The sequence below is a fragment of the Haloarchaeobius lipolyticus genome, assembly GCF_051208015.1.
In the GTDB taxonomy this organism is placed as follows: domain Archaea; phylum Halobacteriota; class Halobacteria; order Halobacteriales; family Natrialbaceae; genus Haloarchaeobius.
Genome location: NZ_JBPKGF010000002.1, coordinates 336369 through 349918 on the forward strand (window position 1 = coordinate 336369; position 13550 = coordinate 349918).

The window sequence follows — 13550 nt, forward strand, 5'->3', positions numbered from 1 at the left end:
AGGGTGGTAGGTCCGCCTCAGTTCTTGACCGCGGCCTCGGCGTCGAGGAAGCCTGCGCCGTGGTACTCCTTGTTACCGACGTCGCGGGCGGAGTTGCAGAGGGTCTTCTTGACCTTGTTCGCGTTCTTCTTCTCCATCTGGCTCGCCACGAGTGCGGCGGCGCCGGCGACGTTCGGGGCGGCCATTGAGGTTCCAGCCTTCCAGCCGTAGCCGCCGTTCGGGAGCGTACTGAAGACGAGGTCCAGGTACCAGGCGACGCCCGTTCCGATGGCGTCGAGGTCCGCGTCGCCGCCGGGGGCGCTGAGCGAGATGGCGTTGGTACCGTAGTTCGTGTAGAACGCGTGACTCCACGGTTCCTCGCGGAGGCCCTCTTCGCCCCACATGTACCCGATGGGGCCGGTCGCGGCGATGGACATGACGTTGGACGCCTCGTTGGGGAGCGAGATGAGGCTGCCGTCGTGTTGCAGGTCGGCCCCGTCGTTGCCGGCCGATGCGACGACGAGCGAGCCCTGCCGTCGGACGTACGCCATCGTGTAGTTGAGCACCTTCCCGTAGAACTCACCGAGGCCCTGCCGCGGAACGGGGTACGCACCCAGACTCATGTTGATGACGTCACAGCCGATGTTCGCGGCGTAGACGTTCGCCGCGAGGATGTCGGCGAACGACGCGCCGGGTTCGGACGAGAAGACGCGACAGTCGACGATCTCGGCGTCGGGTGCCGTCCCACCGATCCCCACGTCGTTCCGGTCCGATGCGGCCGCGATACCGGCCACGTGCGTCCCGTGGTCCCCACCGTACGGGCCGGGCCCCATCCCGTCGTCGGTGAAGTTCCGCGAGAGTTCGTTGTTCATGTTCGGTGCGAGGTCGGGGTGGTTCGCATCGACGCCGCTGTCGACGATGGCGATGCGGGCACCGTCGCCGCGCGAGTAGTGGTGTGCGCCGGGGGCGTTGATCGCCGGCTTGTCCCACTGGTAGCCGTACATCGGCTCGTCTTCCAGTTCGGTCACGTGCGACTGGATGGGCTCGCTGAGCTGGAGCTCGATGTCCGGTGCGTAGTCCGCGCCGAGGGCGGAGACCGCGGACTCGTCGCCTTCGACCGCGACGAACTTGACGCCGGGCATCTCGTGGACGAGACTCAGGTCGTCGCCGAGGTCTGCCGGCTCTGCCTGCACCACGAACCGCTCCGTCGATGTCGCAGCGGTGACCGTCGAACCGACCGCGATGCCACCGAGTAGTCCCCCACTGAGTTTAAGAACGTCACGTCTGGTGTGTCGTACCATGACGGGAAACCCGTCCGGAACTGTCTTAATCTTTTCCCATTGATGTGCTAAATTACTAAGTAAAGTTGGAAATATGACCGTTTTCACCAACATATAGAAACCGGTCTCGAATCGGTAAGCGCCCGGCTAGCGGGTTACAAGGAGGCCTGATTACCACTCCTCGGAATCGGAAACCCCGACCTCCCGTGAGTCAGTCAACCACCTAACGGAACAACGTTTACGACCGGGGGTACCAGACGGTCGACGACGTCGTCGGGGGCGTGCCAACGGGAGAGACGCTCGTCGAGATTGTCCGCGACGCGAGCGAGGAGAACGCATCCCCCGTCGAGAATACCGAGGGAATCCTGGAACTCCGCGAGCGTGTTCCGCCCTCCGGAGCTGCTGCTCGGGACCTCGACCGCACACCGAGGTCCCAGTCCCTGCCGACCAGCCCCGAACCGACGATGGAGAAGAATCACAGCTGCAAGATACGTTTCACGCGATCAGACAGTCCGCGGGTGGTGAGAGCGTCTACGAAATCCGAACGTTTCAATACGCGATGCGAGACAGGGGTAGTCGATGAACGAGCGAGGGTTCGACCTCTCGGCGCGGCTCACGACACGTCGAGACACAGACCTCTACCGCGACCTCACGCCGGTCGACAGGGTGGCCGAGCGAAGTTACTTCGCCCCCGACCCGGGCGCCGGGCTTCCGGTCCTCGACGGCGAGGAACGACTCGTGTTCGCGTCGAACAACTACCTCGGTCTGTCCCGGGACGAACGGGTGGTTGCGGCCGCCAGACAGGCCGCCGAGGTGGTCGGAACAGGCGCCGGCGCGAGCCGGCTCGCGACTGGCGACACCCTCGTTCACCGAGACCTCGAACTCCTGCTGGCCGAGGTCGAACGAACCGAGCGTGCCCTCGCGTTCTCCTCCGGATATGCCGCCAACGTCGGCACCATCTCTGCACTCTCCCCCGACGTCGTCTTCTCCGACGAGCTGAACCACGCGAGCATCGTCGACGGCTGCCGTCTCTCGGGTGCGGACGTCGAGGTGTACGACCACTGCGACGCGGAGGACCTCCAGGCACGGCTGTCGGCACGCGCCGCCGACGCGAATCCCGACGAATCGTGGCTCGTCGCCACGGATACGATTTTCAGTGTGGACGGCACCGTCGCCCCGCTGTCCGCCATCTGTGACGCTGCAGAGGCGTTCGGTGCGTGGGTATTGGCCGACGAAGCGCACGCGACGGGGCTGTTCGACGGCGGCGGCGGCATCGTCCAACGAGAGGGGCTGACGGACCGGGTCGACATCCGGATTGGCACGCTCTCGAAGGCGCTCGCGAGCCAGGGCGGCTACGTCGCCGGTAGCGAGGAGCTCGTCGAGTACCTCGTCAACGCCGCTCGGTCGTTCGTCTTCTCGACCGGGCTCGCCCCGCCGGCAGCGGCCGCGGCGAGCGAGGCCCTCCACATCGCCGGTCACGGCTCCCGGCGCGACCGCCTCTGGACGAACGTCCGCCACCTCCGTCGCGGACTGGAGGACCTCGGCTACGAGGTCCTCGGCGAGTCGCACATCCTTCCGGTGCTCGTCGGTGACCCGACCGACGCCCTCGCACTCGGTGAAGCGCTTCGCACCCGAGGCATCGTCGCACCCGCGATACGACCACCGGCGGTCCCCGAGGAGGCGAGCCGGATACGCGTCTCCCCCATGGCGACGCACTCACGATGCGACATCGAGGACTGCATCGAAGCCTTCCGGAGTGCGGGCGAGGAGGTCGGGTTGCTGTAAGCCGACGTCGGACTGCAGTGAGTGAACGTCGGACTACGTGAGTGAACGTCAGATTGCAGCGACGGAAAGCGCTCGTCCGTGAGGTTCGCAGTCGTCCGTGCGGGCAGTGCTCGACGGGTGAAACAGGTTGTGACAGAATCGCGAGAAACCTCAGAGGGAACGGTGACTACAGCGCCGCCGCAACCGATTCGGGAACGGTTCGACGAACGGTCTGGGTCCCCTCGTCGACCGCCACGTTCGACACCTGGTCGGAGTCGGTCATCGTTATCGTGACCTCGCTCGTGGTTCCGCTGGCGGTCGCCTGCCGGACGAACGTCTCGTGACCGGCGAGGACGACGACGGTCTCGTCGCTTATCTCGACGAGTCGGTAGGTGTGGTCCTCGTCCATCACGTAGACGCCGTTCTCCTCTTCACCGCGGGACTCGAGCCACTGCTGGTAGATATCCTGGAACTCCGCCTTCTCGCTGGCGTCGTCGAATCGGATGGTCCAGCCGAAGCCCTTCTTGTAGTTTCCGTCGGCGTCGTAGCTGGTGTTCTGGAAGACCATCACGCGGTCTGCACCCCAGCCCTCGGCGCCCTTCGCGGCGAGTTCGCCGGAGACGCCTGCACGGAGCGACGACCGGAGGAACAGCTCGCCCTTCGTCGACTTCGAGTACTGGTTCCAGACGGAGTCGCTGCCCTGCCGGACGGTCAGCTCCTTCGGGAGGTCCTCGTCGGGCATCTTGTTGTGCATGATCTGCTCCATCGAGACGGCCGGATCGTCGTACAGCTTCTCGAACTCGGCCGGTGAGTCGACGCGGAATCGGGTGTACCGCTCGCCCACCACGTACGGGCCGAGCGTGTACATCGAGAACGCCGACGCGTTGGCCCACTGCTCGACCGACCGGGAAGCTGCCTCGCGGTTCATGTACGTGCGCTGGTACTCGCTCTCGAAGTAGACCGCACTGCCCTCGATGAGCGAAGTCTCGACGTCGTTCACGTTGACGCCCTCCGTCCTGAGGTTCCCGCCGAGCCGTTCCTGGCTTCCCTGGTAGAACTGCACCGCGTGGAGGAACTCGTGTGCGGCGGTCACCTCGGCCTCGGTCGCGTTCTGGGTCGGGCCGGGCGCGGGCGCGCCGTCCTGCTTGCCGATGTAGCGCATGACGACGTTGACCTCGACGCCGCCATCGGGGTCGTTCTGTGGCTGGGCGTAGCCTGCGACGTAGACGTCGGGCGTCCCCTCGGGTGCGATTCCCATGACGGCCTGGAACGAGGAGTCGCTGAAGCCGAACTGTTCGAACGTGTAGGGGTTCGTCTGCTCCGGCGTCTTCGACTGGATGGAGGGGCCCTGCGAGATGTCCTCGCCGGTCAGTTCCAGGATGTTCCGGTAGACCTGGTCGGCGTCGAAGCCGAGACAGGCCCCAGACTCCTGGACGATGTCGTCGTCGCCGGGGCCGGAGTACTCGCATTCCGTCGACTGCGGGCCGTCCGTCGTCTTACCGGCACCTCCGTCCGTGGTCGTCTGCGTTTCATCGGTTGCGTGCGATGTCGGTGCTTCCGACTCTATCGGCGTGGAGTCGGTGTCCTGTGCGCCGGTATTGCACCCGGCCACGAGGAGCATAAGGGCCACCGTCAGCGCGAGAAGTGGACGTTTCATCCGAAACTACGTCGAAGAACGGGAGTTGAGACGTTTGAGTCTTACGATATTATTTCATCAGCATAATTGTTCGAACTTTTATCTTGTGGCCGGGTCACATCCAGTCGCTGAGCCCGGACTGGCCGTCGTCGGTCTCGGCTTCGTCGGCGGCGTCGCTCGCATCGGCGGTCGCCGCGTCGTCGGATCGTTCCGCCGAGTCGTCCGACAGCGTCGCCTGGCCGACCTCGGCGTCGGCCGTGGCCGCGCCCCCTTCGGCGGCGTCCTCCTCTCCCGAGGCGAAGCCCTCGAACGCGCCGCCCGAGTGTTCGACCGCCAGCTCCGCTCGCATCGCCTCGGCGTCTTCGACGATGGACTGGACCTTGTTCGTGTCCGCCCCGCTCCCGGTGACGAACGAGACTTCGTTCGCGTCGAGTTCGTAGACGGCCGCCATCTGGACGGTCACGTCGCGAGGCTTGCAGTGGTGGGTCATCGCCGAGAGGAACGGAAGCACGTCTCGTCGAGCCGTCGCCATGCTGAAACCGCCCTTCTCCGCTATCTTCCTGGCGATGGCATCGCGCTTCTTCCGCGTCGCCTTCGACCGACCGAGCTTCGACCAGTAGCTCGGCGGGCCGTACCGCGTCCAGCCGCCGTGGTCGTACCGCCGGGCCGCGGCGACGCCCGCCGCGACGTTGTCGGTCGCGTACTTCCAGAACGAGTAGTCCTGCGTCGCCCGGACCCGCCCGAGCCAGGTGTCGGCCCGCGCGAGGTAGTCGTAGGCGTCGGCCAGTTCGTCGCCGCGGTAGTCCTTCGGGACGTTGTCCTCGACCCAGTTGAGCAGGTCGTCCGGCGTCTCGTCCACGTCGTAGGCCGCGTAGAGCGACTCCTGTGCGCCCTTGTTCTTGATGACGTCGTCGAGGAAGTCGAAGATGCCTTCGGTCCGGTCGCGGTCGCCGGTCATCACGTCGTCCTCGGTCAATCGCTGGGTCTTTTCGGCGACGGCCTGCAGGTCGTTGACGGCCGAGCGGAGGTCACCGCTGGTCGACTCGGCTATCTTCCGGAGCGCGGCGTCCTCGAACTCGATACCCTCCTGCCGGCAGATGTCGCGCAGGACGGGGACGATGGAGCGCGCGGAGACGTCGCGGAACTGGACGTCCTCGCAGGCGTTCCGGAGCCCGTTGCTCATGTCGTAGAACTCGTTCGCGATGAGGACGACCGGCTGGTTCGCCGACTTGACGACCTTGGTCACCTCCCGCGAGCCGCCGTAGTCAGCGTTCCCGTGGAAGTTGTCGGCTTCGTCCAGGATGAGGAGCCGACGCCCGCTCGTCCCGCCGGTCAGCGTCCCCGATTTCGCCGCTTCACCCGCGATGCGTTCGACCACGTCTGCGGTCCGCGAGTCGCTGGCGTTGAGCTCCATCACCGGCCAGCCCATGTCGCTGGCCAGCGCGTGCGCCGCCGACGTCTTCCCCACCCCGGGAGAGCCGTGCAGGATGACCGCCTTCCGGTGGTCGTCCCACGAGTCGGCCCACTTCTTCAGCTTCCCGCGGGCCTTGTCGTTCCCCCGGACCTCCGAAAGCGTCGACGGACGGTACTTCTCGGTCCAGTCGGTCATTGACGGAGGTTGGTGAGATGTGCGTTTAGTGGTTGCGGAGCGGTCGGGACGGCCGCCACCGTCACGCCACGGCCGATGCTATACGGTTTTGATTCCGAGCGACGTAGCGCAGCCATGACCGACCTCACACCCACCGTCGCGCTCGTCACGGGCGCGAGTCGCGGCGTCGGCCGCGGCATCGCCAGTGAATTAGGCGGGGCAGGGGCGACCGTCTACGTCACCGGCAGAAGCGTCGCCGAGGACAGGACGGACGACCTCCCGGGAACCGTCACCGAGACCGCCCAGCTCGTCACCGACCGCGGCGGTGAGGGCATCGCCGTCCGGTGCGACCACACCGACGACGGCGACGTCGAGGAGCTGTTCGAGCGAATCGAGGCCGACCACGGCCGGCTCGATCTGCTCGTGAACAACATCTGGGGCGGCTACGAGGGCCACGACGAGACCTTCGACGACCCGTTCTGGGAGCAGTCGCTCGACCGCTGGGACGCGATGTTCGACGCGGGCGTCAGGGCACACTTCGCGACCAGCCGACTGGCCGCGCCACTGATGCGCGAGCGGGGAGGTGGACTCGTCGTCGGTATCTCTGCCGGAGACGGCGAGAAGTTCCGGGGGAACGTCCCCTACGACGTAGCGAAGACCGCCGTCGAACGGCTCCACAGGGGGATGGCCCACGAGTTACGTGACGACGGCGTCGCCTCGCTCGTCGTGCAGCCCGGGTTCACCCGGACCGAGCGCGTTCTCGAGGCGTTCGAGGATGCTGGCGAGCCGGTACCGGACGAGACGCACTCGCCGGAGTTCGTCGGCCGGGCGGTAGTCGCCCTCGCCGGCGACGAGGAGGTCATGGCCCGTTCTGGCGGTGTCTTCCGGGCAGGAGAACTGGGACACGAGTACGGGTTCACCGACACCGACTGGAGCCAGCCGGCACCGTTCGACCTCGACACGGAACCCATCTGAGAGGTGTAGCGGACGGTCCCCGTTCCCTCGAAGCGGCGTGCATCCGTCGACGTCGGGTCTGCCGTCGCCCGACCGCTCCGACGCTGTTCCACCGAGCGCCGGGACGCCTTCTGGTGAAGGCCCCAGGCCTTCGGGGGAGCCGGTCGTAGGATGACTCGATGTCCCCATCGCTCCTCCTCGCCGTGCTCCTCGCCGGCGGTCTGGCCGGAGTCCACCTCTTCGCGGGCCGAATACTGACCGCGACGAGTATCTCACGTCACCACGTGCACTCGCTCGCGGGCGGTATCTCGGTCGCGTACGTGTTCGTCCACATTCTCCCGGAACTGACGGAGCCAGGGGCGAGCGAACACGGGGGTGGTGAAACCGCCAGCCTTCTGCACGCAGTCGGCGGTGAGCACGCCATCTTCCTCGTGACGCTCGCCGGCTTCGCGAGTTTCTACGGGCTCGAACAGCTGGCGCGCCACTCGCGTCGGACGTCACCACGAGAACCGGCCCGTGGGAAAGAACCGTCGGGAACGTCGACCGGCGTCTTCTGGCTTCACGTCGGCTCGTTCGCGGTGTACAACGCCATCATCGGCTACCTCTTGCTCCACCGGGAGGAAGGAGGGGTGTCGAGCCTCGTCCTCTACGCCACGGCGATGGCGGTCCATCTGGTCGTGACCGATTACGGATTGCGAGAGCACCACCGGTCTGCCTACGTCCACGTCGGCCGTTGGCTGCTCGCCGCGTCGATACTCGTCGGCGTCGCCATCGGCCTTCTCGTCGGAGTCCCGTCGTGGTTGCTCGACGTGACGTTCGCCTTCGTGGCCGGCGGCGTGATACTCAACGTCGTGAAAGAGGAGGTTCCAGAGGGCTCCGAGAGCCGATTCTGGACCTTCGGTATCGGTGTCGCGCTCTACACGACCGTGTTACTCTCCGTGTAGGTCGCTCGTCGGCTTCGGACGAGATGGGGGTGCCTCGAGGCCCATCCCCTGGGGAAGCCAGACTTCGTGGAGGCCGGAACCTGTCTCGGAACCGTACTTTCTCACACGGAGCTTTTCACCTTCGGGAACAAACATATCCTATGGAAGACATTCGAGCCGTACGGATGGATGCAGACGAGCGCGACGAGTTCCTGGGTCCCGGCGGAACGGGCGTCATCTCGTTCTCGGCTGGAGCCGAGTCGGCACCGGAATCACTCCCGGTCTCGTACGGGTACGACGCCGAGGAGGCGATGTTCTACTTCCGGCTCTCGGCGGGTGACGACGACGCGAAGACCCCGCTGGTGAACCGCGACCGACCCGTCTCGTTCGTGACCCACCGGAAGACGGACGACGGGTGGAAGAGCGTCGTCGTCAAGGGCAACCTGTACGAGGTGACCGAGGGTTCGATGGGAACCGAGATACTCGAGCGGATGCGCCACGTCCAGATACCCCTGGTCGACGTGTTCGACCGGGACCCGCGCGAGGTCGCCTTCCGGTTCTTCCGGCTCGAGCCGTTCCAGTTCGGCGCCCGGAAGGAGGCCCGGAGCGAGGACTGATCACGTTCAGCCGACCGACCCCGTGCCGTAGAGATTATACACTGGCCCGCGGAACCAGCGGATATGCCTCACGACACCGGCTGGGACGTCCCGGCCGCCGCGGCAGTGTCCTTCGACCCGCCGGTGAGTGCGGTCGGCGTCCGCGACGGCGACGCCTTCCGCGACGCGTACGCGGCGTTCTTCAGGGGGGAACTGGCGACGAACCTGGAGCGCGAGCTCGACAACGACGCGCTCCACCGTATCGCGAACCGACTCAAGACGCTCTCGTGGTCGCCGACGTTCCGGCGCTACACACATCCCGCCTCGGCGGACGAACTGACCGGGCTGACCCGGCTTCTGCAGGGCTACGCCAGAGCCGGTGCCTCACTCCGGCCGACGGTCCGACCCGATTACTGGACCCACGAGGCAACCCGCGAGTGGGTGTTCGACACCGCCAGCGAGTGCGATGACTGTCAGAGCCAGGAGCCGACCATCGTCTCTGGAACCGCGACGGTCGTCGTCGCCTGCGAGGAACACCATCGCGAGGCCCACAGACGATACGTCGAGGAGATTCGGGCGGAACCGGTGCCGCCGACCCCGGACGAACCGTTCGACCTCGCGGAACGACTCGACGCCGAGGAGCTGCCGACCGATGCTGCCGAGCGTCTCGCCGAGATCGCGGACTACGACCCACACGCGGTCCGACCGGTCGCGGAGAGTCTGCTCGGCGCGTTCGAGTCCCAGCGCGGGGCCATCGTGGTCGCGACCGACTACCTCCAGCCCGTCACGACGGCACTGACGCATCTGGGGACCATCGACGGCAGGGTCCGAGAGCGGTTCGTAGCCTCGCTCACGGACGACGACGTGGCGATACGGCAGGCATCGGCAGCAGCCATCGCCTCGCTCGCGTGGGAACGTCCCGACGCCCTGCTCGACATCGACGACGGCGTCGTCGTGAAACGGCTCGTGGCGATGCTCGGCGAGTCCGACCGTGACTCCGTCGCGATGGCGCTCTCGGCGCTGCTGGAGTTCGCACGGACCCACCCGCACAGGGTCGCACCCTTCGCCGAGCGGATCGCAGGTGCCATCGGAGAAGACGGCGACCCCGGCCGCTGGTTCCTCGCGGGGGTGACGCTCGCGACTCTGACCCGGAACGCACCCGAGCTCGGCGCCCGCCGCGCCAACCGGTTCGTCTGGCTCGCCGACCGCGAGGGGCCCACCCGGTTCGTCGGCGTCCTCGGATTCGCTTACCTCGACGACGCCGGCTACGACGTCTCGCTGGACGTCGACCCGGTTCCGTTCGTCCGAAGCTTCGCGGACCCGACCCGCTATCCCGAGCGAGTCGTCCGCGAAGCGGTCTACGCGCTCGGCTTCCTCGGTGGACCGGGCGAACTCGAGTTCGTCGACTGGGTCGACGACTGCTCTCGGACTGACGCCCTCTCGCACACCTGTGAACTGGCGCGGGACCAGCTGTTCGTGACGTGAGGAAACCGGCGGCGCGGCGATCATCACCACCGAGACAGCCGCTCTCACGGCCCCCGAACCCTTTTAGCCTCACTGACAGAACCGAGACTCCATGAACCTCCTCCCGGCGAGCTTCGAGACGGAACGACTCCGGTACGAGCGACTGGACACCGATGCTGTCGACGTGTTCGACCTCTACGAGGTGATGGGAGACGCCGACTTCGAACTCGTCGCCAGACACATCTCGAAGAAGCGTCACCACACGCCGAAGGACACGTGGGACTACCTCCGTGAGTCCGAAGAGAAGTGGGAGGAGGCAGAACGCGCGAACTGGGCGATGTTCCCGAAAGCTGGTGAACCCGACGGCGAGGGAGATGATGGCCTCGGTGGAGACGACGACGACTTCGCCGCGGGCGAGTTCGCCGGCGTCGCCTCGCTCATCCCGCTGTGGGACCAGCGGACCGCCCGCCTCGGCATCTGGCTCCGCAAGCCGTTCTGGGGGCGCGGCTACTCCGGCGAACGGGCCGACGCGCTGGTCGAACTCGCCTTCGACCGGCTCGACCTCGAACTGGTCGCGGCGGCCCACACCACGGAGAACGAGGGGTCGAAACGCGCCATCGAGAAGTACGTCGAAACCTGGGGCGGGCAGTACGACGGCGTCCTCCGGAACTGGATCACCCTCGACGGCGAGCCGCGCGACCTCCACCGGTACACCATCACGCGCGAGCAGTACGAGGAATCGGACGTCGACACGGGCCTGCAGGTCCACGAGGAGCTCTCGGTCGGGGAGGCAGAGCCGTGACCACGAGCAAGCTGTTCCCTCGGACCATCGAGACCGAACGACTGCGGTTCGAACGCGCCGGTCCCGAGTCGGTCGACGCGCTCGAGGTCTACCCGTACTACTCCAGCGAGGACGGCATCGAGGACGCGACCCGGTTCATGACGTGGGAGCCGCACTCGCACCCGAAAGAGACCTGGGAGTTCATCGACCACGTGGGCGACGCTGCGTCCGCGGGCGAGAGCGTCGCGTACGCCATCTACCCGAAAGACGGCGAGCAAGGTGCGGGTGAGTTCGCCGGGACCGCCGGCCTGCACCCGAACTGGGACCGCCGGAGCACGAGCTTCGGCATCTGGCTCCGCAAGCCGTTCTGGGGGCGTGGCTACTCCGGCGAACGGGCCGACGCCTTCGTCCAGGTGGCGTTCGACCGACTCGGCCTCGAGTTCGTCTCGGTCTCCGTCGTCGACGAGAACACGCGCTCGAAGCGAGCGATCGAGAAGTACGTCGAGCGATGGGGCGGGCAGCACGACGGCTACTTCCGGAACCTCCAGACTCACGGCGACGAGCCGGCGAGCGTCCACCGGTTCACCATCAGCAGGTCGCAGTACGAGTCGAGCGAGGTAGACGCAGCTGTCTCGTTCCACGACTGAGCCGAGAGAAGGCACGGGCAACCGGGTGATGCACACAGATACCGGCCGAAAATCGGATGACGGTCCCTTCTACTCGAACTTGGCGACCAGTTCTTCGTACCGATTGGCCGGCTCACGCCAGTCAACCACCTCGAAGAACGCGTCGACGAAGTCGCCGCGGGCAGGGCCGTAGTCGTGGTAGTACGAGTGCTCCCAGACGTCGAGCGCGAGGATGGGGTGGGCGCCCCAGAGCGCGCCCTGGTCGTGCTTGTCGACGACGATGTTCCGGAGCACGTCATCGTAGGTGTCGTAGACGAGCAGTACCCAGCCACCGGCGGTGCCAGCCGCGGCTCGGAACTCGCCCTCCCAGGCGTCGTAGGACCCGAAGTCGGCCTCGATTCGGTCGCGGAGGTCCCCGGTCGGTTCGTCGCCGCCCTCGGGGCTCATGTTCTGCCAGAACAGGTCGTGCAGGACGTGGCCGGAGCCGTTGTGGGTGACGCTCCGAAGTGCGCCGGGAGAGCTGTCGAAGTCGCCCGATTCGCGGTTCGCGGCGAGCGTCTCGTCGGCGGAGTTCCAGCCGTCGACGTAACCCTGGTGGTGGGTGTCGTGGTGCCAGCGGAGGACCTGCTCGGAGACGTGCGGTTCGAGTGCGTCGTAGTCGTACGGCAGCGGGGGTAGTTCGTGGGTCGTCATGCGACTGGACGGAGGCCCCAGACGACCAAATATGTAATCTGAAACACATTCAAGTAAGGTGGGTGAGAGGTATGGAGCGGGCCGACGGGAGACCCCTCGGGCGGCTTTTCTCCACAGACCGCGAATCTGCTCCTATGAGCATCGACAGCGAGCACGGGTCGCGTCCTGCTGCAGCCGCCGCAATCGACGGGACCACCGTGGCGAGAGGTGCCGGAACTGGAGCGCTGGCGTTCCTGGTTAGCTACGTGCTCACGGCGCTCCTCTGGGCCGTCACCGAGCTACCCAGGCCTGAGTCGCTGGGTGAGGCGTTCGAACAGGCGATCGTCGACGCGGTTCGCGATAGCGTCCCGACCTGGCAGTCGAGCGGGATGGTGTTCTTCAACGGACACTTCGTCGACGTCAGGTACGAGGGGCAGTTCGTGCGCGGGTCGGTCGACCTCGTCTCGCTCGCGGGCGGCGGGCTCGTCCAGCTCGTCTACGTCGTGGTCCCGCTCGCGCTCGTCGCCGCCGGCTTCGTTGCGGCACGACGGAGCGGCCACACAGGCGACCTCTCGGACGCTATCGTCTCCGGCAGTCTCGTCGCACCTGGCTACCTCCCACAGGTCGTCCTCGGTGCGGTGCTGTTCGCCCACGCGACAGATGGGAGCAGTCTCTCTATTCCCCTCGTGGAAGCGGTAGTCGTCGCGGGCGTCGTCTACCCACTCATCTGCGGTGGCGTCGGTGGACTGGTCGCACACCTCGTGGAGTGAACCGGCACCGTCCTCAGAGTTTCCGCGCGACCATCTCGCCCCAGTGTTCGAACTCGTACCGGTCGTAGAACGCCTTCGCCCGGTCGTTCTCCCTGTCGACGTCGAGGACGAGCCGGTCGAGGGGGAGGTCCTGGTCGCGTGCGAGGTCGATGGCCGCCGCCATCAGGTCGTCCGCGACGCCAGTTCCGCGGTACTCCGGCGCGACGTAGAGCTCGTTCAGGACCGCCGCGTCCCAGATGAACGCCAGTCGCTCCGGCAGGACGAAGACGTAGCCGACGAGCGCGTCGTCGCCGTCTCCGTCGTCAGTAGCGACGGTCACACACCGCTCGTCGTCGGCTACACAACGGCCGACCCACGCGAGCCAGTCCTCGCGGTAGTCGTCCGTGAGCTTCCCCTGGTACAGTTCCTCCTTGTCGTCGCCGCCGGTCCCGGACCCGAGACCGAGTTCGAAGCCACGTTTCAGGTCCCACAGCGCGTCAGCGTCGGTGTCGGCGTCGTACGGTCTGACCATGGGCCA

General features: G+C 66.5%; 13 protein-coding genes. 8 read left to right on the plus strand and 5 right to left on the minus strand.

Translation table 11 applies throughout. The features are described 5' to 3' along the window. Positions 1 to 17: 17 nt before the first annotated feature. Positions 18 to 1280 carry a S8 family serine peptidase gene (locus tag ACSC1Y_RS04780; protein ID WP_435333545.1) on the minus strand — a complete coding sequence of 421 codons (1263 nt, stop codon included), beginning with the start codon at positions 1278 to 1280 and terminating at the stop codon, positions 18 to 20. Positions 1281 to 1838: 558 nt separating this feature from the next. On the opposite strand from ACSC1Y_RS04780, the gene ACSC1Y_RS04785 reads away from it, so the two are divergent. Continuing rightward, a complete protein-coding gene (locus ACSC1Y_RS04785; protein WP_435333546.1) occupies positions 1839 to 3044 on the plus strand; it encodes an aminotransferase class I/II-fold pyridoxal phosphate-dependent enzyme in 1206 nt (401 codons plus the stop codon). 166 nt (positions 3045 to 3210) lie between these two features. Here ACSC1Y_RS04785 and ACSC1Y_RS04790 read toward each other — a convergent pair whose 3' ends face one another. Together ACSC1Y_RS04790 and ACSC1Y_RS04795 are read right to left on the minus strand one after the other, a co-directional pair. Further along, positions 3211 to 4680 (minus strand): hypothetical protein, encoded by a 1470-nt coding sequence (locus tag ACSC1Y_RS04790; RefSeq protein ID WP_435333547.1) that lies wholly within the window; start codon positions 4678 to 4680, stop codon positions 3211 to 3213. A gap of 94 nt (positions 4681 to 4774) precedes the next feature. Further along, positions 4775 to 6268 (minus strand): replication factor C large subunit, encoded by a 1494-nt coding sequence (locus ACSC1Y_RS04795; RefSeq protein ID WP_435333548.1) that lies wholly within the window; start codon positions 6266 to 6268, stop codon positions 4775 to 4777. Between the two features lie 114 nt (positions 6269 to 6382). Here ACSC1Y_RS04795 and ACSC1Y_RS04800 point away from each other — a divergent pair, with 114 nt between their 5' ends. From ACSC1Y_RS04800 to ACSC1Y_RS04825, 6 genes are all read left to right on the plus strand, one after another. Next, positions 6383 to 7222 (plus strand): SDR family NAD(P)-dependent oxidoreductase, encoded by an 840-nt coding sequence (locus ACSC1Y_RS04800; protein ID WP_435333549.1) that lies wholly within the window; start codon positions 6383 to 6385, stop codon positions 7220 to 7222. A gap of 158 nt (positions 7223 to 7380) precedes the next feature. Continuing rightward, a complete protein-coding gene (locus ACSC1Y_RS04805; RefSeq protein ID WP_435333550.1) occupies positions 7381 to 8145 on the plus strand; it encodes a hypothetical protein in 765 nt (254 codons plus the stop codon). A 140-nt stretch (positions 8146 to 8285) separates the two neighbouring features. Beyond that, the gene (locus ACSC1Y_RS04810; protein WP_435333551.1) at positions 8286 to 8741 is read left to right on the plus strand and encodes a pyridoxamine 5'-phosphate oxidase family protein; all 456 of its coding nucleotides are present in this window, start codon (positions 8286 to 8288) and stop codon (positions 8739 to 8741) included. Between the two features lie 63 nt (positions 8742 to 8804). After that, a complete protein-coding gene (locus ACSC1Y_RS04815) occupies positions 8805 to 10205 on the plus strand; it encodes a hypothetical protein (protein WP_435333552.1) in 1401 nt (466 codons plus the stop codon). A 91-nt stretch (positions 10206 to 10296) separates the two neighbouring features. Continuing rightward, positions 10297 to 10986 (plus strand): GNAT family N-acetyltransferase, encoded by a 690-nt coding sequence (locus tag ACSC1Y_RS04820; RefSeq protein ID WP_435333553.1) that lies wholly within the window; start codon positions 10297 to 10299, stop codon positions 10984 to 10986. Further along, positions 10983 to 11612, plus strand: coding sequence for a GNAT family N-acetyltransferase (locus tag ACSC1Y_RS04825; protein ID WP_435333554.1), 630 nt, complete (start codon positions 10983 to 10985; stop codon positions 11610 to 11612). The genes ACSC1Y_RS04820 and ACSC1Y_RS04825 overlap by 4 nt, the downstream gene beginning before the upstream one ends. Before the next feature lie 69 nt (positions 11613 to 11681). Here the strand turns inward: ACSC1Y_RS04825 and sod are convergent, their stop codons facing one another. Further along, positions 11682 to 12284, minus strand: coding sequence for a superoxide dismutase [Mn] (gene sod / locus ACSC1Y_RS04830; protein ID WP_435333555.1), 603 nt, complete (start codon positions 12282 to 12284; stop codon positions 11682 to 11684). Between the two features lie 134 nt (positions 12285 to 12418). On the opposite strand from sod, the gene ACSC1Y_RS04835 reads away from it, so the two are divergent. Further along, positions 12419 to 13033, plus strand: coding sequence for a DUF7978 family protein (locus ACSC1Y_RS04835; RefSeq protein WP_435333556.1), 615 nt, complete (start codon positions 12419 to 12421; stop codon positions 13031 to 13033). Positions 13034 to 13046: 13 nt separating this feature from the next. Here ACSC1Y_RS04835 and ACSC1Y_RS04840 read toward each other — a convergent pair whose 3' ends face one another. Further along, complete coding sequence (locus tag ACSC1Y_RS04840; RefSeq protein WP_435333557.1) at positions 13047 to 13544, minus strand: GNAT family N-acetyltransferase; 498 nt, start codon at positions 13542 to 13544, stop codon at positions 13047 to 13049. Positions 13545 to 13550 lie beyond the last annotated feature (6 nt).

What these genes read in the sequence shown, in the direction of transcription:
- ACSC1Y_RS04795 (WP_435333548.1), bottom strand. Translation starts at nt 6,268, where the DNA reads ATGACCGACTGGACCGAGAAGTACCGTCCGTCGACGCTTTCGGAGGTC.
- sod (WP_435333555.1), bottom strand. Translation starts at nt 12,284, where the DNA reads ATGACGACCCACGAACTACCCCCGCTGCCGTACGACTACGACGCACTC.
- ACSC1Y_RS04780 (WP_435333545.1), bottom strand. Translation starts at nt 1,280, where the DNA reads ATGGTACGACACACCAGACGTGACGTTCTTAAACTCAGTGGGGGACTA.
- ACSC1Y_RS04790 (WP_435333547.1), bottom strand. Translation starts at nt 4,680, where the DNA reads ATGAAACGTCCACTTCTCGCGCTGACGGTGGCCCTTATGCTCCTCGTG.
- ACSC1Y_RS04800 (WP_435333549.1), top strand. Translation starts at nt 6,383, where the DNA reads ATGACCGACCTCACACCCACCGTCGCGCTCGTCACGGGCGCGAGTCGC.
- ACSC1Y_RS04805 (WP_435333550.1), top strand. Translation starts at nt 7,381, where the DNA reads ATGTCCCCATCGCTCCTCCTCGCCGTGCTCCTCGCCGGCGGTCTGGCC.
- ACSC1Y_RS04810 (WP_435333551.1), top strand. Translation starts at nt 8,286, where the DNA reads ATGGAAGACATTCGAGCCGTACGGATGGATGCAGACGAGCGCGACGAG.
- ACSC1Y_RS04820 (WP_435333553.1), top strand. Translation starts at nt 10,297, where the DNA reads ATGAACCTCCTCCCGGCGAGCTTCGAGACGGAACGACTCCGGTACGAG.
- ACSC1Y_RS04840 (WP_435333557.1), bottom strand. Translation starts at nt 13,544, where the DNA reads ATGGTCAGACCGTACGACGCCGACACCGACGCTGACGCGCTGTGGGAC.
- ACSC1Y_RS04835 (WP_435333556.1), top strand. Translation starts at nt 12,419, where the DNA reads ATGAGCATCGACAGCGAGCACGGGTCGCGTCCTGCTGCAGCCGCCGCA.
- ACSC1Y_RS04815 (WP_435333552.1), top strand. Translation starts at nt 8,805, where the DNA reads ATGCCTCACGACACCGGCTGGGACGTCCCGGCCGCCGCGGCAGTGTCC.
- ACSC1Y_RS04785 (WP_435333546.1), top strand. Translation starts at nt 1,839, where the DNA reads ATGAACGAGCGAGGGTTCGACCTCTCGGCGCGGCTCACGACACGTCGA.